The sequence below is a fragment of the Enterobacter sp. R-1.6.2 genome (genome assembly GCF_035064085.1).
GTDB classification, from domain to species: domain Bacteria; phylum Pseudomonadota; class Gammaproteobacteria; order Enterobacterales; family Enterobacteriaceae; genus Enterobacter; species Enterobacter asburiae_B.
Genome location: NZ_JASEYI010000028.1, coordinates 1 through 19,359, shown reverse-complemented (window position 1 = coordinate 19,359; position 19,359 = coordinate 1). Strand labels below are relative to the sequence as shown.

The 19,359-nt window shown below is 58.6% G+C and carries 15 protein-coding genes and 1 pseudogene; 10 read left to right on the top strand and 6 right to left on the bottom strand.

The features are described from left to right. Window positions 1-34 precede the first annotated feature (34 nt). Window positions 35-2,176 carry a TonB-dependent siderophore receptor gene (locus tag QMN93_RS22125; protein ID WP_182382686.1) on the bottom strand — a complete coding sequence of 714 codons (2,142 nt, stop codon included), beginning with the start codon at window positions 2,174-2,176 and terminating at the stop codon, window positions 35-37. Between the two features lie 386 nt (window positions 2,177-2,562). Here QMN93_RS22125 and QMN93_RS22120 point away from each other — a divergent pair, with 386 nt between their 5' ends. From QMN93_RS22120 to QMN93_RS22100, 5 genes are read left to right on the top strand one after another with little or no spacing between them, the layout of a single operon-like run. Beyond that, entirely contained in the window at window positions 2,563-3,375 is an 813-nt protein-coding gene (locus QMN93_RS22120; protein ID WP_048979118.1) for an ABC transporter ATP-binding protein, read from the top strand. Beyond that, window positions 3,372-4,355, top strand: coding sequence for an iron ABC transporter permease (locus QMN93_RS22115; RefSeq protein WP_047060368.1), 984 nt, complete (start codon window positions 3,372-3,374; stop codon window positions 4,353-4,355). Before QMN93_RS22120 ends, QMN93_RS22115 begins: the two co-directional genes overlap by 4 nt. Further along, a complete protein-coding gene (locus QMN93_RS22110) occupies window positions 4,352-5,392 on the top strand; it encodes an iron ABC transporter permease (protein ID WP_193140027.1) in 1,041 nt (346 codons plus the stop codon). Before QMN93_RS22115 ends, QMN93_RS22110 begins: the two co-directional genes overlap by 4 nt. Before the next feature lie 9 nt (window positions 5,393-5,401). Next, window positions 5,402-6,352 (top strand): iron-siderophore ABC transporter substrate-binding protein, encoded by a 951-nt coding sequence (locus QMN93_RS22105; protein WP_087823195.1) that lies wholly within the window; start codon window positions 5,402-5,404, stop codon window positions 6,350-6,352. Next, window positions 6,349-7,236, top strand: a complete 888-nt coding sequence (locus QMN93_RS22100) for a MurR/RpiR family transcriptional regulator (protein WP_033146656.1) — start codon at window positions 6,349-6,351, stop codon at window positions 7,234-7,236. The genes QMN93_RS22105 and QMN93_RS22100 overlap by 4 nt, the downstream gene beginning before the upstream one ends. Before the next feature lie 83 nt (window positions 7,237-7,319). Here QMN93_RS22100 and QMN93_RS22095 read toward each other — a convergent pair whose 3' ends face one another. From QMN93_RS22095 to qseB, 4 genes are all read right to left on the bottom strand, one after another. Continuing rightward, window positions 7,320-7,634 (bottom strand): putative quinol monooxygenase, encoded by a 315-nt coding sequence (locus tag QMN93_RS22095; RefSeq protein WP_008502984.1) that lies wholly within the window; start codon window positions 7,632-7,634, stop codon window positions 7,320-7,322. A 31-nt stretch (window positions 7,635-7,665) separates the two neighbouring features. Then, window positions 7,666-8,247 (bottom strand): NAD(P)H-dependent oxidoreductase, encoded by a 582-nt coding sequence (locus QMN93_RS22090; RefSeq protein ID WP_023333418.1) that lies wholly within the window; start codon window positions 8,245-8,247, stop codon window positions 7,666-7,668. A gap of 105 nt (window positions 8,248-8,352) precedes the next feature. Beyond that, window positions 8,353-9,690, bottom strand: a complete 1,338-nt coding sequence (qseC, locus tag QMN93_RS22085; RefSeq protein WP_193140025.1) for a quorum sensing histidine kinase QseC — start codon at window positions 9,688-9,690, stop codon at window positions 8,353-8,355. Continuing rightward, window positions 9,687-10,346, bottom strand: coding sequence for a quorum sensing response regulator transcription factor QseB (gene qseB / locus QMN93_RS22080; RefSeq protein ID WP_193140023.1), 660 nt, complete (start codon window positions 10,344-10,346; stop codon window positions 9,687-9,689). The genes qseC and qseB overlap by 4 nt, the downstream gene beginning before the upstream one ends. A gap of 139 nt (window positions 10,347-10,485) precedes the next feature. On the opposite strand from qseB, the gene QMN93_RS22075 reads away from it, so the two are divergent. From QMN93_RS22075 to ftsP, 4 genes are all read left to right on the top strand, one after another. After that, window positions 10,486-10,887 (top strand): YgiW/YdeI family stress tolerance OB fold protein, encoded by a 402-nt coding sequence (locus QMN93_RS22075; RefSeq protein ID WP_182382681.1) that lies wholly within the window; start codon window positions 10,486-10,488, stop codon window positions 10,885-10,887. 118 nt (window positions 10,888-11,005) lie between these two features. After that, window positions 11,006-13,264, top strand: a complete 2,259-nt coding sequence (gene parC, locus QMN93_RS22070) for a DNA topoisomerase IV subunit A (protein ID WP_032659942.1) — start codon at window positions 11,006-11,008, stop codon at window positions 13,262-13,264. A gap of 163 nt (window positions 13,265-13,427) precedes the next feature. Further along, window positions 13,428-14,165 (top strand): 1-acylglycerol-3-phosphate O-acyltransferase, encoded by a 738-nt coding sequence (plsC, locus tag QMN93_RS22065; protein ID WP_023333413.1) that lies wholly within the window; start codon window positions 13,428-13,430, stop codon window positions 14,163-14,165. Between the two features lie 58 nt (window positions 14,166-14,223). Then, complete coding sequence (gene ftsP / locus QMN93_RS22060) at window positions 14,224-15,636, top strand: cell division protein FtsP (RefSeq protein WP_033146650.1); 1,413 nt, start codon at window positions 14,224-14,226, stop codon at window positions 15,634-15,636. 30 nt (window positions 15,637-15,666) lie between these two features. Here the strand turns inward: ftsP and QMN93_RS22055 are convergent, their stop codons facing one another. Beyond that, on the bottom strand, window positions 15,667-17,142 hold the full coding sequence (locus QMN93_RS22055; RefSeq protein ID WP_087823199.1) for a TrkH family potassium uptake protein: 1,476 nt from the start codon (window positions 17,140-17,142) through the stop codon (window positions 15,667-15,669). A gap of 199 nt (window positions 17,143-17,341) precedes the next feature. On the opposite strand from QMN93_RS22055, the pseudogene QMN93_RS22050 reads away from it, so the two are divergent. Next, a pseudogene (locus QMN93_RS22050) lies at window positions 17,342-18,517 on the top strand (YgiQ family radical SAM protein); the annotation flags it as partial. Window positions 18,518-19,359 lie beyond the last annotated feature (842 nt).

Genomic DNA, 19,359 nt, shown 5'->3' with positions numbered 1-19,359 from the left:
CCGGTAAGCATTAGCGCCACCGGGCTTTTTTACATCAAAACTCCATCTTCACCGTAAACTGCACTTCGCGCGGATCGCCAATCTGGTTGCCCAGGTTGTTGGTCGCAATGGACGACGTGTAGTAGGTCTTATCAAACAGGTTTTTCACGTTTACCTGCAGCGTCACCGGATACTGTAGCTTCATCTTGTACGCCGCAAACGCGTCCGCCACGAAATAGCCCGGCAGATAATAATCCGCACCGTTGGTTGCTGAGCGACGGCTTACGCCGTGCCCGCCGCCGCCCAGCGTCAGGGTATTGCCGGCAAACGCATTGTGAATATCGTAGGTCAGGAACAGGGAGCCGGTATGGCGCGGCACGTTCGGCAGCGGTTTGCCCGCATAGTCCGGATCTTCCAGCACCTTCGCGTCGGTATAGCCGTAGCTGGCGATAATGTTGGTGTTCTCGGTCAGCGACCCGGCGAGATCCACCTCCACGCCCTGCGAGCGCACGCGGCCCGCTGTTTTGGCGACGGTTTCATCACCCACGCTCTCGGTGTACAGCACGTTGCGCTTGTGGATATCAAACAGCGCAATATTGGCGGTAATGCCGTCGAACAGGTCAAACTTAGCGCCTATTTCATACGCGTTTGATGTTTCCGGCGGCAGGTCGCCGATGTAGCTCGCAATGGACGACTGCGGCATAAACGTCTGGGAATAGTTGGCAAACAGCGAGACCGCCGGGGTGAGCTTATAAACAAGACCCAGCTTCGGCGTCCACTGGTCGTCGCGGCTGTCGGTGTTCACGTTAAACGGACGGCCTTTGCCCGCGTACTGGGTGTAATACTGATAGCGCATTCCGGCGACGGCGATCCACTTATCGGTCAGATACAGCGCGTCCTGCGCGTAGGCGGAGTAGCCCTCCTGCTTAATGGTTTGATCGCTGTCGGATGCCGAGACGGTGGTGCACTTGCCGAGGCTGCCGTAGCTCGGGTGGTAAATATTGAAATCCTTAACGTTCTTACAGCGGATCATGTCCGTACGCAGCAGATCGTAATTCTCATACGACACGCCGGTCAGGATCTCATTGTAAAAGCCCGCGATGTCCACGTTTCCCTGTAGATCCGCGCGCGTCGTGTGCATACGCTGGGTCGAGCCCTGGGTCGCATCCACGCGGCGGGTCAGGTTGCCGGTTTTTGAATCGTAGGCCATCACGCGGGCCTGGTTATCGCTGTATTTATCCTGGCTGTAGCTGTAGTCGAACTTCGCGGTCCACTGGCTGTTAAGGCGATACTCCGCGTTGAGCTGAGCGAGATCGGACTGGCCGTCGGTCACGTTAAACGGTTCGTCGAAGCGGGTTTTGCGATCGACGTCGACGGCTTTTTTAGTGTTGAGATCGAAGATCGTTCCGCGATCGAACGGCGTTTTATAGTCGCGATGCGAATAGAGCACGGTCACGGTGGCGTCGTCTCCAAACCAGGTCAGCGACGGAGCGATAAAGGTGCTGCGTTCGGTGCCGAAATTACGCCAGTAATCCTCGTCCTGATATTCGCCCGTCAGGCGATACGCCAGGCGCGTGCCGTCAATCGGGCCGGTAACATCGATCTGTCCGGTGCCGCCGCCAAAGCTGGAAGAGGTAGCGGAAAGGGAACCGCCGAAGGTTTTCTCCGGGCGTTTGGTGACGACGTTAATCAGGCCGCCCGGATCGAGAATGCCGTAGAGCGTCGAGGCCGGGCCTTTCAGCACCTCCACGCGCTCGGTTGCGGCATTAAAGCTGCGCGGCAGCACGGTGCGCAGGCCGTTGGTCATGATCGAGCCGTCGCGGTTCGCGCCAAACCCGCGGCGCACAAAGGCATCCTGCGTACCGCCCAGGGTGTTGGTCTGCACCACGTTGCTGACGTTATAGAGCGCTTCGTCCAGCGTGGTGGCATGCTGATCCTCCAGCACTTTATCGCTGACGGTATTGACCACCTGCGGGATATCCAGCATCGGCATGTTGGTTAACGTCGCGGTGGAGGTATTCAACGGCTGATAGCCATTCGTGGCCTCCGCCGTCGTATTTGGATCGGCGGTGACGGTAAGCGTTTCGCCGTCTTTAGTCGCGGTGTTATCTGCTGCCTGCACCAGCGGCGCCATAAACAGCAGTGAAAAGAGCGCGCGCCCTTTTACCCCAGAGAGTGAAGGTGTGAACGTAGCCATTACATCTGTTATCCCGAAATATCCCGCGAATGACGTTTCGCGGAAAAATGTGTGAGTCATTGCCCTTTACGGTCTGTCCGTTAGCCACGGTGGGCATCGGACATGTAATTGAGAATCATTCAATCATGCGCGAATGTAGTAGTAAATGGAAAAAAGAAAAAATCGACTACAACGTTTAGCCGGGCGTATAAGCGCAGCGGGAAGATTATTAATTTATTGAATTAAATGGGTTTGAAAGTCATTTCTTGTTCATTTCCCCTCAGGCTTATCCCTGGTTTTATCAGGGTGTTTCTTCTCTTGACTACTACATGGCGCAGCGTCAAACTCTCAAAAGAGAATGATTTTTATTTATATTTGTTGCGCTTTTTTATTACGTTGGCATTCACGTGGCTCACAACACAAAAAAACCGGGACTGGTTCTGGAGAACCTCTCTGCGGGCTATCAGAAAAAAATCATCGTTGATGATATCTCCCTTGCGATCCCACAGCAGAAAATGACCGTGCTGGTAGGGGCGAACGGCTGCGGAAAATCCACGCTGCTGAGCACCATTGCGCGTTTGCTTCAGCCGCTTGGCGGCGCGGCAGTTCTCGACGGCAAGGCGATCCACGAGCAGCCGACCAAAGCCGTCGCCCGCCAGCTGGGTATCCTGCCGCAGTCTCCGCTGCTCCCGGAAGGGCTGACCGTCTTTGAACTGGTCTCGCGCGGGCGTTTTCCCTGGCAAAACTTTATGCGCCAGTGGAGCGACGAGGACGAGCTGGCGGTGGAAGAGGCCCTGCGCCTGACCGGCACGGCGGAGTTTGCCCATATGCCGGTGGAAAGCTTATCCGGCGGCCAGCGTCAGCGCTGCTGGATCGCCATGGCGCTGGCGCAGCAAACGCCGTATATCCTGCTTGACGAGCCCACGACGTTTCTCGATCTCCGCTATCAGGTGGAGATTCTGGAACTGCTGCACACCCTGACCCGCCGGCACGGACGTACCGTCGTGGTGGTGCTGCACGATCTCAACTTCGCCGTAAACTACGGCGATTCGCTGGTCTTTTTACGCCAGGGGAAAGTTGAAGGCGTATTGCATGAGGGCGATGTCTGCACGCCGGAGCTGATCAAAGCGGTGTTTGATGTCGACGTGCATATGTCCATAAACCCGTTGACCGGCAAGCCGTTCTTTATGCCGTTTCGCCAGAGTACCGTTCAGCCATGATGCGCTCCTCTCTGGCCTTTCCGATCTTCGCACTGCTGCTGGCGCTGGGCGCGATTATGCACCTGGGCATCGGCGCACGCTTCATCGCCCCGCAGACGGTGGTGGAGGCATTCTTCCATTTCGATCCGCGCAATTTCGACCATAACGTCATTATCAAATTAAGACTGCTGCGCCTCTGCGCCGCGATGGTGACGGGCGCCGCGCTCGGCGTGGCGGGCGTGCTGCTGCAGTCCGTGATCCGCAACCCGCTCGGCGAGCCGCATATTCTGGGGCTCAACGCCGGGGCCGCGCTGGCGGTCGTGATTACCAGCGCGCTTGGGCTGTCGCTGCCGTTTGGGCGCCCGCTCGTTGCCGCCGCCGGTGCCGCCGCGCTGTTTTTGCTGGTGCTGATGTTCTCCTCGTCCGGTCGCACCGGGCTTACGCCGATGAAGGTCACGCTTTGCGGCGTGGCGATGTCGGCGTTTGCCTCGTCGATTACCGCCGCGGTGTTAATTCTCGATGAACAGACGCTGCTCGCCATGCGCACATGGCTGGCAGGGGACCTGGCCGGGATCAACGTGCAGACGCTCCGGAGCGCCCTTTGGGCTGCAACAGCCGGTTTTGTTCTCGCCATCGGGCTGTCGCCCTCGCTCAACATGCTGGCGCTGGGAGACCGAATGGCGCAGGGGCTTGGCGTGTCGCTGCTTAAAACCCGCCTGCTTGCCCTGCTGGCCATCGCGCTGCTCTGCGGCGCGGCCGTCTCAATTGCCGGGCCGATTGGCTTTATCGGCCTGGTCGTGCCGCAGCTCATTCGCCGTCTGGTGTCGGTCGATTTACGCGTGATGGTTCCGCTGTCTGCCCTGTGTGGCGCGCTGGTTCTGCTGCTGGCGGATATCGCCGCCCGCACGCTGTTTACGCCCTGGGAGCTGGCAACCGGCATCATGACGGCCCTGGTCGGCGCGCCCGTATTCATCTTTATGGCGTCGAGGATGTTCAAATGAACCGGGCCGGATTCCGCGCGCTCCGAATTGGCCGTGTATCGGCGCTGGTTCGCCCGCGGGCGCTGGCGTGCCTGACGCTTTTAGCGCTGGTGGCGTTAAGCCTGCTGGGCTTTGGCCTGACGCACGGTTCTCTGCCTGTTCCCATCTCCGCCATCGGGCGCGCGCTGTTTTCTCCTGAGAGCCTGACGGCGGAGACGCGCTACATCGTGATGGATATCCGCCTGCCGCGCCTGCTGATGGCGGTGCTGTGCGGCGCGATGCTCGGCATGGCGGGGGCGGCAATGCAGTCCATCACCCGCAATGGTCTGGCCGATCCCGGGCTTATCGGCGTGAAGGAGGGCTGTAGCGCGGCGGTACTGCTGCTGATTTTTCAGTTCCCGGCGCTGGGCCTGGCCTGGCGTCCTCTGGTCGGCATGGCCGGTGGGCTGCTTACCGCGCTGCTGGTTATCGCCCTGGCGCGCGATATCTCGCGCCCGCGATTTATCCTGATCGGCATCGGCGTGTCGTGGGCGTTTGCCGCCGCAATGGGCGTCTTTATCACCACCGCCGACGTGCGCGACGTACAGACGGCGATGCTGTGGCTGGCGGGAAGCCTGCATGCGGCAAACTGGACGCTGGTGGGGTTAGCCGCGCTCTGGGCTGCCCCCGCGTTTGCGCTGCTGCTGTTTACCGCGCGGGCAGCGGACGTGGCGTTGCTCGGCAATCAGGCCGCAGCGGGCCTTGGCGTGCGCATAACCCGGCTGGCGCTGCTGCGGGTTCTCGCCCCGGTGGTGCTGACGGCGGCCTGCGTCTCGTGCGTGGGCAGTATAGGTTTCGTGGGGCTGATTGCCCCGCATATGGCGCGCCTGCTGCTGCGCGGTGGGCAAACCGCGCTCCTGACGGGAAGCGCCGTGCTGGGCGCGCTGCTGGTGCTGCTGGCGGATAACGTCGGACGTCTGGCGTTCCTCCCGCTGCAGCTGCCGGCGGGAATTGTGATTTCATTGATTGGCGGACCGTTTTTCCTGCTGCTGCTCTGGCAGCGTCGGGACAGATTTTAGGGGACTAAAATGCGCGTAGTATTTTCGATGCTGTTGCTGGTGGGGTTCGCGGTGGGTGCGGCGGAGCCGACGCAGACGTTTACTGACGATCTGAACCGAAAAGTGGTGGTGCCGGTTCATCCGAAACGGATTGTCTCCTTACACGATCTGGATATCACCATTCCGCTGATTGAGCTTGGCGTGCCGCCGGTGGCGAGCCATGGCCGCACGCGGCCGGACGGCAGCCACTTTCTGCGCTCCAGCGGCATGTTGACCGGCGTCGACTTCGATAATTCCGACATTACATTTATCGGCACGGCCGATATCGACATTGAAGCCATCGCCGCCGCAAAGCCTGACCTGATCGTTACCGAGCCGACCCGCAACACCCCGGTGGAACAGCTGGCGAAAATTGCCCCGACGGTGAGCATCGATCATCTCGACGGCGGCGCGCCGGAGATCTACCGCAAGCTGGCTCAGCTGACGGGAACGCAGGCGCGGCTCAAGGTTCTGGAGCGGCGCTATCAGGAGCAGATTAAGGCGCTGAAGGCGACTATTGATACCCGCAAGGTGACCGTGTCCGTGATTCAGGCGAATCAGGGAAAGATTAACGCCATGCACAGCTACCACTCGCTGGGCCGCGTGCTGCGCGACGCCGGGTTCACCTTCCCGCCGCTGATTGAGTCCATCCCGGACGGAGGGCGCATCGACGTCAGCGCCGAGCGCCTGCCGGAGCTGGATGCCGATTTCGTCTTCGCCACCTGGCGCGGGGATACGGGCGGTAAACCGCAGGACGAGCTGGCGGCGATGGATGCGGTCATGCCGGGCTGGTGTCAGTTCCTGAATGCCTGCAGAACCGGGCATTACGTGCTGATCTCGCGTGAAGAGGCCATCTCGAATTCGTACGCCTCGTTAGGGCTGATGGCCGCGCAGGTGCAGTCGCAGATTGCCGGGCGTCCGCTGCCGGAGGCGTCACGGTGATCCGCAAAGAGAAAGGGCGCGTGGATGTCTATGGCGACCGCTTTCGCGCGCGTGCGCATCAGCTGACGCCTCGTCTGCTGCAGGTTGCACGCTATATCCATGACAACCGCGAAGCGGTGATGGAACAGACCGCAATGGAGATCGCGACGCTGTTGAAAACCTCGGATGCCACGGTAGTCCGCGCCATTCAGGCGCTGGGTTTCGCCGGGCTGCGCGATCTCAAGCAAACGCTGGAGCAGTGGTTTGGTCCGGTGGTCACCTCCAGCGAAAAGATGTCCACCACGGTGAATACGCTCGCCAGCGACGTCAACGCGAGCATTGATTTCGTGCTGGAGGGGCATCAGCACACCTGCGAGGTGTTATCCGAACCCCACAACCGCTACGCGATGGCCCAGGCGGTTTCTCTGCTGGCGCAGGCGAGGCAGGTCGCCATATTTGGCATTGGCGCCTCCGGCATTCTGGCCGAGTACACCGCCAGGCTGTTCAGTCGTATGGGGTTACCCGCCACGCCGCTTAACCGTACCGGAATAGGGCTTGCCGAGCAGCTGATTGCGCTTCAGCGCGGCGACGTGCTGGTGATGATGGCGCAGAAATCCGCGCACCGGGAGGGGCAAACCACGCTGCGTGAAGCAAAACGGCTGGGCATTCCCACCATCCTGCTGACCAACGCCCTCGATTCGCGTTTCAGCAAGGAGGCCAGCGTGGTGATCCACGTTCCGCGCGGCGGCGAAAAAGGCAAAATCCCGCTCCACGGCACTGTGCTGCTGTGTCTGGAGATGATCATTTTATCCGTCGCCTCCACCGAGCCGCAGCGCACCATCAAGTCGATGAAGCGCATCAACGAGTTACACCGTGGGTTAAAGCCGGGGAAGAAAAGCACCTAAAAACAAAGCCCGGTAGCGCTGACGCTCACCGGGCCTGGATCTGTTCTCCCTCTCCTTTCGGGAGAGGGCGGGGGAGGGGAAACTTAAACCCCTTGCTCCAGAATGCGGATGTGGGTTTCCAGCACGTCACCCTTCACCGCGTCGCTCCACGCTTTCATGTGCGCGGTCTGCAGGTGCGCTTCAAGATGCGCGACGGTTTCCCACTGCTCAACCATGATGATCGAGTCTGGCGCGGTCGCCTGGAAGCTGGCGTCAGTGGCGGCATCCACCATCGGCGCGTAGCCGTGGCAGCCTTCTTCTTTCAGTACGGTCGGGATAATTTTCGCGAACTGATCCAGCACCGCCTGACGGTGATGTTGACCTGGACGAGTACGGATTTCTGCGATTACGGTAAGCATGTTTACTACTCCTTTAATTCCAGGCTACCAGTTAAGCAAAAATTTCCGCGAGATGCTTGCGATATTCTGCGATATAGCTCGGGACGTCAGGCATTTTAATCACGTCGTTGACGATAAAGGTCGGCAGCGGATCCATGCCCAGGAACTGGTTAGCCTTGTGAAACGGCAGGTACGCGCCGTCGACACCCACGCCTTCGAAGAACTGATCTTTATCGGTGAAGGCTTCCAGCGGGGCGTTCCAGGTCAGGGAGAGCATATATTTTTTGCCCTGAATCAGGCCGCCCGAGCCGTATTTTTTGGAGGCGTCAGAGCGGGTGCGGCCATCGCTGGCATACAGCGAACCGTGACCTTCTGTGAACACGTCGTCCATGTATTTTTTTACGGTCCACGGCGCGCCCATCCACCAGCCTGGCATCTGCCAGATCACCACGTCAGCCCACAGGAAGTTCTGCACTTCGGCCTTCACGTCGTAGTTGCTGTCTGCACGCACGACCTTAACATCATGCCCGGCGTCGCGCAGGAAACCGTCCGCGACCTCGGTCAGGGTGTCATTCAGCTGGCCTTTAGAGTGCGCAAATTCTTTTGCACCGTTGATAATCAGGATATTGCTCATTATTTGTCCTCGATGATGAGAGTATGGCCAGTATTCTACGCGCGAGGACGGTGCGGTAAAATGAGCAAAATGTGCAAAGTCTTTTGCGTTAAACGCAATAATCCCTTACCAGCTGACCTTCACTTCAAAACCGCCTTCATGGGCATTGCCCAGCGAAACGCGCATCCCGTGCAGGGCGGCGATGCGTTTTACAATGGATAACCCCAGCCCGCTGCCCGTGGCATCCTGACCCGGCGGGCGATAAAAGCGCTCGCCGATGCGCGCCAGCGCGTCAGGTGAAATGCCTGGGCCGTTGTCGCGCACGGTAAAGCCACGCGCGTCCAGCGTCACGTCCACCACGCTGCCGCGCGGACTGTAGCGAATCGCGTTATCCAGCAGGTTGCGCACCAGCAGGCTCAGGAGCAGCTGCTGGCCCGTGCGTGTCACCTCTGGTGCATGGATGTTCAGGCGAATATCAATGCCCGCCTGCTGCGCCGGATGCCAGATATCCAGCACGGCCGACTGCAGCAAGTCGGCCAGGGGAATCGGTTCGACATCGTCAAGGTTATCCAGCGAGTCCAGACGCGACAGCGTGAGGAGTTGATCCACCAGCCGGGAGGCGCGGTCGATGCCCGCATGCAGCTGCATCAGTGCCTTTTCCCGCGCCTGCGGATCGTCATGAGAGAGCTGGGCCACGTCAGTTTGCACCTTCAGGGCCGCCAGCGGGCTGCGCAGCTCGTGGGCGGCATCGGACGTAAAGCGGCGCTCGCGGGTCATCATCTCCTGGGTGCGCGCGAAGAGATGATTCAGCGAGTCGAGCAGGGGGCGCACTTCCGTAGGGACACCCTCAGTCGGCAGTTTATCGGTGGCATCCGGCGAGCGGGAGCGCAGGGTCTGCGCCAGCTTTTTCAGCGGCTTCAGCTCCCGACTCAGGAGGACGATCAGCAGCAGCAACATCACGGGCAGCGCCACCAGCCAGGGGGTCAGCTGCGAGCTGACCACGTCCAGCGCCATCTCCTGGCGGTACTCCCACTCCTGGCCGACCACCACGCGGTACTTCCCGTCGGGTGAGGTTAGCCATAAAAAACGCCACTCGTCGTTGTCGCCCTGCAGCTGCCCGTTATCGAACCCGTCGCGGCGATAGTGGTACGGAATATCGCGTCCGTTTTCACCGTCGTTGAGGAGCATTTTGCCGTCGACGGCGTAAATGGCGAAAGCCAGCGCGTCGTCGTCCAGACGACCGTGCTTCACTTTTTTCGGGATCTCGCGCATGCGTTCGGGGGCGCGGATCTCGTCCAGATCCATCGTCAGCAGCCGTTTTGCAAACAGCATCTGCTGGGTATCGAACAGCTTGTCGAGCTTGTGGGTCGTCTGCTGCCAGGCAACCAGGCTGGCGGCAAACCAGGCCGTCAGAGACAGAAGTAAAAAGAGAAGCGTCAGGCGCAGCTTCAGGCTCAGTTTCATGCGTCACCCAGGGTATAGCCGATGCCGTGCACGGTGCGGATAAACTCGCTCCCAAGCTTGCGGCGCAAATGATGGACGTGAACCTCGATGGCGTTGCTGGAGACGTCGTCGTCCCAGGTATAGAGTTTTTCCTCGATCAGCTTTCGCGGCAGCACCCGACCGGCGTTACGCATTAACAGCTCCAGCAGCGCGAACTCTTTCGGCTTGAGCGTCAGCGTCTCACCGTCCAGCGTGGCGATGAGACGGGTCGGATCGAGCGTGACCTTCCCGTGACGCAGCTCGCTACTCGCCTGGCCGTGGCTGCGGCGGACCAGCGCTTCGAGGCGGGCACCCACTTCGATCAGCGCGAACGGCTTACAGAGATAATCATCCGCGCCAAGACGTAGCCCTTCGACGCGCTGGTTAAGCGCATCCCGCGCCGTCAGAATCAGTACCGGCTCGCTGCGCCCGCTCTCGCGCCACGCGCGCAGAATGTCCAGACCGTCAATTTCCGGCAGCGTCAGATCCAGCACCACGGCATCGTAGGGTGCAGAGGACAGCGCGGCCTGGCCGGTTTTACCGTCGGTAAACCAGTCCACGCTAAAGCCCATTTTGCTCAACCCCGCCTTGATACCGTCGCCGATTAACCTGTCGTCTTCTACCAGTAAAATGCGCATGTTCCCTCCTTGATGTCGTCAGTAAACCCTCTGTAAGCGCCTGCTGTACAGCAATAATAAATAAATTTTTCCCTTAAGAAGTTGTTAAGGATTACCCTGTTAAATGGACTGCGAAACGACATTAAAGGGAGAGATGAAGATGAAAAAATTCGCTGCAATTGCTGCCATCATGATGATGACCACCGCGCCGGTCTTTGCTGCTCAGGGCGGTTTTACTGGCCCATCGGCCACACAGACCCAGACGCAAACTCAGCAGGGCGGTTTTGTCGATAACAACGCCAACCTCACCACCGCGGCAAACGTGAAAGACCTGAAGGACGATGCCTGGGTGAAGCTGCGCGGGAACATCACCGAGCGCCTGTCCGATGACCGCTACACCTTCCGCGATGAATCCGGCACGGTCGTAGTTGAGATTGACCACAAGCGCTGGAACGGCGTGACCGTCACTCCGCAGGATAAAGTTGAACTGCAGGGTAAAGTCGATAAAGACTGGAACGAGTTTGAAATCGACGTGAAGCAGGTTATTAAGCTGAACAAATAACCCGAAAAGGGCCGCCTGTGCGGCCCTTTTTCTTTGTGACTCAATTCATCAGATGAGGTAGTATCTGCGGCAATATTGCCTGAAACCCTTCGGTTTCTGAGTTGAGGAATCACACGTAATGAGCGATATGGCAGAGCGCCTCGCGCTACATGAATTCACGGAAAACGCCTACCTGAACTACTCCATGTACGTCATCATGGACAGGGCGTTGCCGTTTATCGGGGATGGCCTGAAGCCCGTTCAGCGCCGCATCGTGTATGCGATGTCCGAACTGGGGCTGAACGCCACCGCCAAGTTCAAGAAATCCGCCCGTACCGTCGGCGACGTACTGGGTAAATACCATCCGCACGGCGACAGCGCCTGTTATGAAGCGATGGTGCTGATGGCGCAGCCGTTCTCTTACCGCTATCCGCTGGTGGACGGGCAGGGGAACTGGGGGGCGCCGGACGATCCGAAATCCTTCGCGGCGATGCGTTATACCGAATCCCGCCTCTCTAAATATGCCGAAGTGCTGCTGGGCGAGCTGGGTCAGGGAACCGTTGACTGGGTGCCGAACTTCGACGGTACGATGCAGGAGCCGAAGATGCTGCCCGCGCGTCTGCCGAACATTCTGCTGAACGGCACCACCGGTATCGCGGTCGGTATGGCGACGGACATTCCGCCGCACAACCTGCGTGAAGTGGCGAAAGCCGCTATTACCCTGATTGAGCAGCCGAAAGCGACGCTCGACGAGCTGCTGGATATCGTGCAGGGGCCAGATTTCCCGACCGAAGCCGAGATCATCACCTCGCGCGCGGAAATCCGCAAAATCTACCAGAACGGTCGCGGCTCCGTGCGCATGCGCGCGGTGTGGAATAAAGAGGACGGCGCCGTGGTGATCACCGCGCTGCCGCACCAGGTTTCCGGTGCCAAAGTGCTGGAGCAGATCGCCTCCCAGATGCGCAATAAAAAGCTGCCGATGGTGGACGACCTGCGCGACGAATCCGACCACGAGAACCCGACCCGTCTGGTGATCGTGCCGCGCTCCAACCGCGTGGACATGGAGCAGGTGATGAACCACCTGTTCGCCACCACCGATCTGGAAAAAAGCTACCGCATCAACCTGAACATGATTGGCCTCGACGGACGCCCGGCGGTGAAAAACCTGCTGGAGATCCTCACCGAATGGCTGACGTTCCGCCGCGATACGGTCCGCCGTCGTCTGAACCATCGTCTGGAGAAAGTGCTTAAGCGCCTGCATATCCTCGAAGGTTTGCTGGTGGCGTTCCTCAATATCGACGAAGTGATTGAGATCATCCGTACCGAGGACGAGCCGAAGCCGGCGCTGATGTCGCGCTTTGGCATCAGCGAAACCCAGGCCGAAGCGATCCTCGAACTGAAGCTGCGCCATCTCGCCAAACTGGAAGAGATGAAGATCCGCGGCGAGCAGAACGAGCTGGAAAAAGAGCGCGATCAGCTGCAGGCGATCCTCGCGTCCGAGCGCAAGATGAATACCCTGCTGAAGAAAGAGCTGCAGGCCGATGCCGACGCCTTCGGCGACGACCGTCGTTCTCCGCTGCACGAGCGCGAAGAAGCGAAGGCGATGAACGAGCACGACATGCAGCCGTCCGAGCCGGTCACGATTGTTCTGTCGCAGAGCGGCTGGGTGCGCAGCGCCAAAGGCCACGATATCGACGCGCCGGGCCTGAGCTACAAGGCGGGCGACAGCTTCAAAGCGGCGGTGAAAGGCAAGAGCAACCAGCCGGTGGCGTTTATCGACTCCACCGGCCGCAGCTACGCCATCGACCCGATCACGCTGCCTTCCGCGCGCGGGCAGGGCGAACCGCTCACCGGCAAGCTGACGCTGCCGCCGGGGGCGACGGTTGACCATATGCTGATGGAAGCCGATGACCAGAAGCTGCTCCTGGCGTCCGATGCGGGCTACGGCTTTATCTGTACCTTTAACGATCTGGTCTCCCGTAACCGTGCCGGTAAGGCGCTGATAAGCCTGCCGGACAACGCCCACGTGATGGCGCCGCTGGTGATCGAGAACGAAAGCGACATGCTGCTGGCGATCACCACCGCCGGACGTATGCTGATGTTCCCGGTCAGCGATCTGCCGGAGCTGTCGAAAGGCAAGGGCAACAAGATCATCAACATCCCGTCGGCGGAAGCCGCGAAAGGCGAAGATGGCCTGGCGCACCTCTTCCTCCTGCCGCCGCAGAGCACGCTGACCATTCACGTCGGCAAGCGTAAGATCAAGCTTCGTCCGGAAGAGCTGCAGAAAGTGGTGGGTGAGCGCGGTCGCCGCGGCTCGCTGATGCGCGGCCTGCAGCGCATCGACCGCGTGGAGATTGACTCTCCTGCACGCAGCGCTGCGGGTGACAGCGAAGAGTAATGTCGTGATATCCCCCTCTGCCCGGAGGGGGAGTTTCAATAAAATTTCCCGTAAAATCGTTGTTAATTCGTGCGTTGCGATTAACAATACGCGCTCGTAATAAAGTCCTTACCTGGCCACAGGTGAAGTATAATTGTCAGCTGTTGGGGCTTCAGAGGTCGCTATGCTATATATTGTTCGTCTTATTCTTACCGTTATCTACTGCATTCTGGTCTGTATTTTCGGCTGCATCTATTGCCTGTTCAGTCCGCGTAATCCTAAGCATGTTGCCACCTTCGGCCATATGTTCGGTCGCCTTGCGCCGCTGTTTGGTCTGAAGGTTGAAAAACGTCTGCCTGAAGGGGCGGAGAATTTCGGTAACGCCATCTATATCGCCAACCATCAGAACAATTACGATATGGTGACCGCCGCAAATATCGTTTTGCCACCGACCGTGACGGTGGGGAAAAAAAGCCTGCTGTGGATCCCGTTTTTTGGCCAGCTGTACTGGCTGACCGGTAACCTGCTGATCGACCGTAACAACCGTGCGAAAGCGCACAGCACCATTGCGGAAGTGGTCAATCATTTTAAAAAGCGCAGAATCTCAATCTGGATGTTCCCGGAAGGAACGCGCAGCCGCGGCCGCGGCCTGCTGCCGTTTAAAACCGGTGCGTTTCATGCCGCAATTGCGGCAGGTGTTCCAATTATTCCTGTGTGCGTTTCCAATACTTCGAATAAGATTAATCTTAACCGCCTGAATAACGGGCTGGTGATTGTCGAAATGCTGCCACCCGTCGATACCAGCAAATACGGTAAAGACCAGGTGCGCGAGCTGGCAGCGCACTGCCGTGAGCTGATGGCTCAGCATATTGCGCAGCTCGACAAAGAAGTCGCAGAGAGAGAAGCCGCCGGTAAGATTTAATCCGGCGTTGAAGGGAAAACGAATTCCCGCGTTGTTAGTCGTTTCAGATGGAGCTTATATGTCACTCAGTCGGCGTCAGTTTATTCAGGCTTCCGGGATCGCCCTTTGTGCGGGTGCGATGCCGCTGACAGCCAGCGCCGCCGGGCAGCAACAGCCGCTGCCCATTCCGCCATTAATTGAATCCCGTCGCGGTCAGCCGCTTTTCCTGACGCTGCAGCGTAGCCACTGGTCCTTTACCCAGGGGACGCGCGCGCCGGTCTGGGGCATTAACGGACGTTACCTTGGGCCGACCATACGCGTGTGGAATGGCGATGACGTAAAGCTCATCTACAGTAACCGTACCCCTGAAAATGTCGCCATGACCATCAGCGGCCTGCAGGTGCCTGGCCCGTTAATTGGCGGCGCGGCGCGAATGATGTCTCCCAGCGCCGACTGGGCGCCCGTTCTGCCGATTCGCCAGAGCGCGGCCACCCTGTGGTATCACGCCAACACGCCTAACCGCACGGCGCAGCAGGTTTATAATGGCCTGGCCGGAATGTGGCTGGTGGAAGATGAGGTCAGCAAATCCCTGCCGATCCCGAACCACTACGGCGTGGATGACTTCCCGGTTATCATCCAGGACAAGCGTCTGGATAATTTCGGTACGCCGGAATACAGCGAGCCGGGCAGCGGTGGCTTCGTCGGCGATACGCTGTTGGTCAACGGCGCGCAAAGCCCGTATGTCGAGGTCTCGCGAGGCTGGGTGCGCCTGCGCCTGCTCAACGCGTCCAACTCGCGCCGCTATCAGCTGCAAATGAGCGATGGCCGTCCGCTGCACGTGATCTCCGGCGACCAGGGCTTTTTACCGGCGCCGGTTTCCGTCAAACAGCTGGCGCTCTCGCCGGGCGAACGTCGCGAAGTTCTCATTGATATGACCAATGGGGATGAAGTGTCTGTCACCTGCGGTGAAGCGGCCAGCATTGTGGACCGCATTCGCGGGTTCTTTGAACCGTCGAGTATTCTTGTCTCGACTCTGGTGCTGACCCTGCGCCCGACCGGCCTGCTGCCGCTGGTGACCGATAGCCTGCCAATGCGCCTGCTGCCGCAGGAGATCATGAGCGGCTCGCCGGTGCGCAGCCGTGATATCAGCCTGGGCGATGACCCGGGCATCAACGGCGCGCTGTGGGACGTTAACCGCATCGACATTACCGCGCAGCAGGGCACCTGGGAGCGCTGGACGGTCCGTTCAGATATGCCGCAGTCGTTCCATATTGAAGGGGTGGCATTCCTGATCCGCAACGTCAACGGCGCGATGCCGTTCCCGGAAGATCGCGGCTGGAAAGATACCGTCTGGGTGGACGGCCAGGTTGAACTGCTTGTCTATTACGGTCAGCCTTCGTGGCCGCACTTCCCGTTCCTGTTCCACAGCCAGACGCTGGAGATGATGGACAGGGGCTCCGTGGGGCAGATGCTGATCAACCCCGCACCTTAACCCCAACATTCCCGGTTCGCCGGGAATGTTTTATGCCCGCCAGAAAAAGCGCGAGAACAGAATCAGTACCGGGTAAATTTCCAGACGCCCTAAGATCATCGCCGCACACATCAGCATTTTTGCCCCCTCGGTTAACGTGCCAAACGTCGACGCCGTCTCGCCAAACCCCAGCCCCATGTTGTTGATGCAGGCGGCAACCGTTGCGAATGAGGTAAACAGGTCGTAGCCCATCAGATTGAGCGACCAGACAAAAAAGCCCGTGATCATGACGTAGAGAAAAAAGAAGCTCCATACCGAGCGCAGGACGCGTTCATTCACCACGCTTTTGCCCACCTTAATGCTCAGCAGCGCTCTCGGATGCGCCAGCTGGTTCATCTCCTGAATACTCTGCTTGAACATAATGAGAAAACGCAGGGCTTTGATCCCGCCGCAGGTCGAGCCTACGCAGCCGCCAAAAAAGCTGGCGCTCAACAGCAGGAAGATAGTGTGTGCGGGCCATTGGGCATAGTCGGCGGTCGAAAGGCCGTTATCGGTCATCATCGAGCTGGCAAGGAAGAAGGCGTGCACCAGGCTATCCGTGGCGTTGTACATCCCGGCATGCCAGACCTGCCAGGCGGTGATGACAATAATCACCGCGGCGGCGCTCAGAAAGAATTTAACCTCCGGGCTGCGGCGAATCGGTTTCAGGGTGCGTCTGACAATGGCGACGTACCAGAGAGTGAAGTTGAACGCGGAGAGCAGTGAAAACGCCCCGGCGACCAGCTCAATCGCGTGGCTGTCATAAAACCCAATGCTCTCGCTGCGGGTGGAGAACCCGCCCAACGACACGGTCGACAGCCCGTGACAGAGGGCGTCAAAAAATGACATTCCCGCCAGCCAGTAGGCCAGGGTGCATGCCACGCCCAGCGCGAAGTAGGTCACCCACAGCGTCCGCGCGGTATCGGCAAGGCGGGGAGTCAGACGCTCCTCCTTGAACGGCCCCGGCATCTCTGACTGATAGAGCTTCATGCCGCCGATGCCCAGCAGCGGCAGGACCGCGACGGCCAGCACGATGACGCCTAACCCGCCGATAAAATTCAGCTGTGCGCGGTAATAAAGGTATGACTTAGGCAGGGCGCTGACGTCCCCGATCACCGTTGCCCCGGTGGTGGTGATCCCGGAAACCCCTTCAAAGAGCGCGTCGGCAAAGGAGAGCTGTAGCCCGTCATCCATCCAGAGCGGCATGGCGCTAATGAATGAAAACAGCAGCCAGAACAGCACGATAATCACAAACCCGTCGCGGGTGCGAAGCTGTATGCCGGCGTGACGTGTTGCCCGCCAGGTTAGCCCTCCGAGAGTAAAAAAGGTTAAAAAGGTGGTCAGGAAGGCAAAGTAGGTCCGCTCTTTATTCAGCAGGGCGATCACCATCGGCGGCAGCATGGAAAGGCTGTACAGCAGAACCAGAAAACCGCAGAGGTGAAGGACAACCCGCAGCTGGGATACATGTAACGAATCGTTGGGCTTCACGACAGAGCTCCGCGCAATAACACGTTCCGGGGCAACTCACCGGAAAATATAGTGAATATTATGATTCAAAATTATCAGGGCGCCGTATTTTAACGACTTCCACGAATATCTGCCTGCTTCCTGCATCCTTTTCTTCAAATCTGGCGGATGAACAGCGTATAATCCCGCTCCTTTTGTCTATTTTTTCTTCGGAAGCATTATGAGCGCAATTTCCCTGATCCAGCCGGATCGTGACCTCTTCTCCTGGCCCCAGTACTGGGCGGCCTGCTTTGGACCGGCGCCATTCCTGCCGATGTCCCGGGAAGAGATGGACCAACTGGGCTGGGACAGCTGCGACATCATTCTGGTCACGGGCGATGCCTACGTTGACCATCCGAGCTTCGGCATGGCCATCTGTGGCCGTATGCTTGAGGCGCAGGGCTTCCGCGTGGGGATCATCTCCCAGCCTGACTGGAACAGCAAAGACGACTTTATGCGTCTGGGTAAACCGAACCTGTTCTTCGGCGTGACCGCAGGCAACATGGACTCGATGATCAACCGCTATACTGCCGACCGCAAGCTGCGCCATGACGACGCCTACACGCCGGATAACGTGGCGGGTAAACGCCCCGACCGCGCGACCCTGGTCTATACCCAGCGCTGTAAAGAAGCCTGGAAAGACGTCCCGGTGATCCTGGGCGGCATCGAGGCGAGCCTGCGCCGCACCGCACACTACGACTACTGGTCAGATACCGTTCGCCGCTCGGTGCTGGTGGATTCCAAAGCCGACATGCTGATTTACGGTAACGGCGAGCGTCCGCTGGTGGAAGTGGCGCACCGTCTGTCGCAGGGTGAGCCGGTGAGCAGCATCCGCGACGTGCGCAATACCGCCATTATGGTGAAAGAGGCGCTGCCGGGCTGGAGCGGGGTGGATTCCCGCATCATTGATATGCCGGGCAAAATCGACCCTATCCCGCACCCGTACGGTGAAGATCTGCCGTGTGCCGATAACAAGCCGGTTGAGCCGAAAAAAGCGGAAGCGAAGTCAATCGTTGTGCAGCCGCCGCGCCCGAAACCGTGGGAAAAGACCTACGTGCTGCTGCCGTCCTACGAGAAGGTGAAAGCCGACAAGGTGCTCTACGCGCACGCGTCCCGTATTCTGCACCATGAAACCAACCCGGGCTGCGCCCGCGCGCTGATGCAGAAGCACGGCGAGCGCTTTATCTGGATCAACCCGCCGGCGATCCCGCTCTCCACCGAAGAGATGGACAGCGTCTTTGCGCTGCCGTACAAGCGCGTGCCGCACCCGGCGTACGGTAACGCCCGTATCCCGGCGTATGAGATGATCCGCTTCTCGATCAACATCATGCGCGGCTGCTTCGGCGGCTGTTCGTTTACTCTTGTTTTTATGTATTTAGAGTTAAACTCTACTTTTCTATTTTTAGAATTCAAGCTATTCATCGTAATTGAGAGATATCCTTTTAATGTTCAGCAAGCCTGTTAAAAGCACTTTATCTGAACCGCGTTTTGCCTAAATCCTGCTCAATATATACTCTCCCTGAGTTCTGAAATCCTCAAATTCCCCAATCTTAAAGCATTGATACATAGATGATGTCAGATAATGCGCAATCATCTCACCGCCAATATGGATCCGTTCCGGGTGTGGGTATGTCGCCTGTATAGCCCTTTGTTCATTCATCATTACAGGAATTGTCTGCAACAAATCCCCATCCAAGATTTGGCACTCAGGTTTTACTCCTGTTCCGTATTGTAATTGCTCTGATTCGAAATCATGGACTGAGCGATAGGCGAACGAAACGATATTTCCTGTTTCCTCGCAAATTGCGAACTGATAAACACTGGTTGTCACCGTTGAAGAAGAGGGAATTGCATGGTCATGCTTGTATTGTTTCCACAGCCTCCTTAGACAGGCCGATGTATGATAATTGAGATTTTGTATACCTGATACGACCATTCTGGTTGATGCTTCAAGCAACCAGGTGTTAGAAAATCCACCTGCCCCCGTTCCTGCTATGATGGTTCTTAGCTGGGGGATGTAACCTGCTTTGGAAACAAAAGATGAATCGCCACGCGTTTAACAGACACCTCAGAGTCATTTATGGACTGACCCCGCCCCGGTAGACGATCCTGCCCTATAGTTTGGACTGACCCCGCCCCGGTAGACGATCCTGCCCTATAGTTTGAGCATAGGAGGAGCGTATGGGCACACCACGATTT

Excerpts from the sequence above, each read along its gene's own strand:
- QMN93_RS22125 (WP_182382686.1), bottom strand. The coding sequence starts at position 2,176 with ATGGCTACGTTCACACCTTCACTCTCTGGGGTAAAAGGGCGCGCGCTC.
- QMN93_RS22115 (WP_047060368.1), top strand. The coding sequence starts at position 3,372 with ATGATGCGCTCCTCTCTGGCCTTTCCGATCTTCGCACTGCTGCTGGCG.
- QMN93_RS22110 (WP_193140027.1), top strand. The coding sequence starts at position 4,352 with ATGAACCGGGCCGGATTCCGCGCGCTCCGAATTGGCCGTGTATCGGCG.
- QMN93_RS22105 (WP_087823195.1), top strand. The coding sequence starts at position 5,402 with ATGCGCGTAGTATTTTCGATGCTGTTGCTGGTGGGGTTCGCGGTGGGT.
- QMN93_RS22095 (WP_008502984.1), bottom strand. The coding sequence starts at position 7,634 with ATGCTTACCGTAATCGCAGAAATCCGTACTCGTCCAGGTCAACATCAC.
- QMN93_RS22090 (WP_023333418.1), bottom strand. The coding sequence starts at position 8,247 with ATGAGCAATATCCTGATTATCAACGGTGCAAAAGAATTTGCGCACTCT.
- qseC (WP_193140025.1), bottom strand. The coding sequence starts at position 9,690 with ATGAAACTGAGCCTGAAGCTGCGCCTGACGCTTCTCTTTTTACTTCTG.
- qseB (WP_193140023.1), bottom strand. The coding sequence starts at position 10,346 with ATGCGCATTTTACTGGTAGAAGACGACAGGTTAATCGGCGACGGTATC.
- QMN93_RS22075 (WP_182382681.1), top strand. The coding sequence starts at position 10,486 with ATGAAAAAATTCGCTGCAATTGCTGCCATCATGATGATGACCACCGCG.
- parC (WP_032659942.1), top strand. The coding sequence starts at position 11,006 with ATGAGCGATATGGCAGAGCGCCTCGCGCTACATGAATTCACGGAAAAC.
- plsC (WP_023333413.1), top strand. The coding sequence starts at position 13,428 with ATGCTATATATTGTTCGTCTTATTCTTACCGTTATCTACTGCATTCTG.
- ftsP (WP_033146650.1), top strand. The coding sequence starts at position 14,224 with ATGTCACTCAGTCGGCGTCAGTTTATTCAGGCTTCCGGGATCGCCCTT.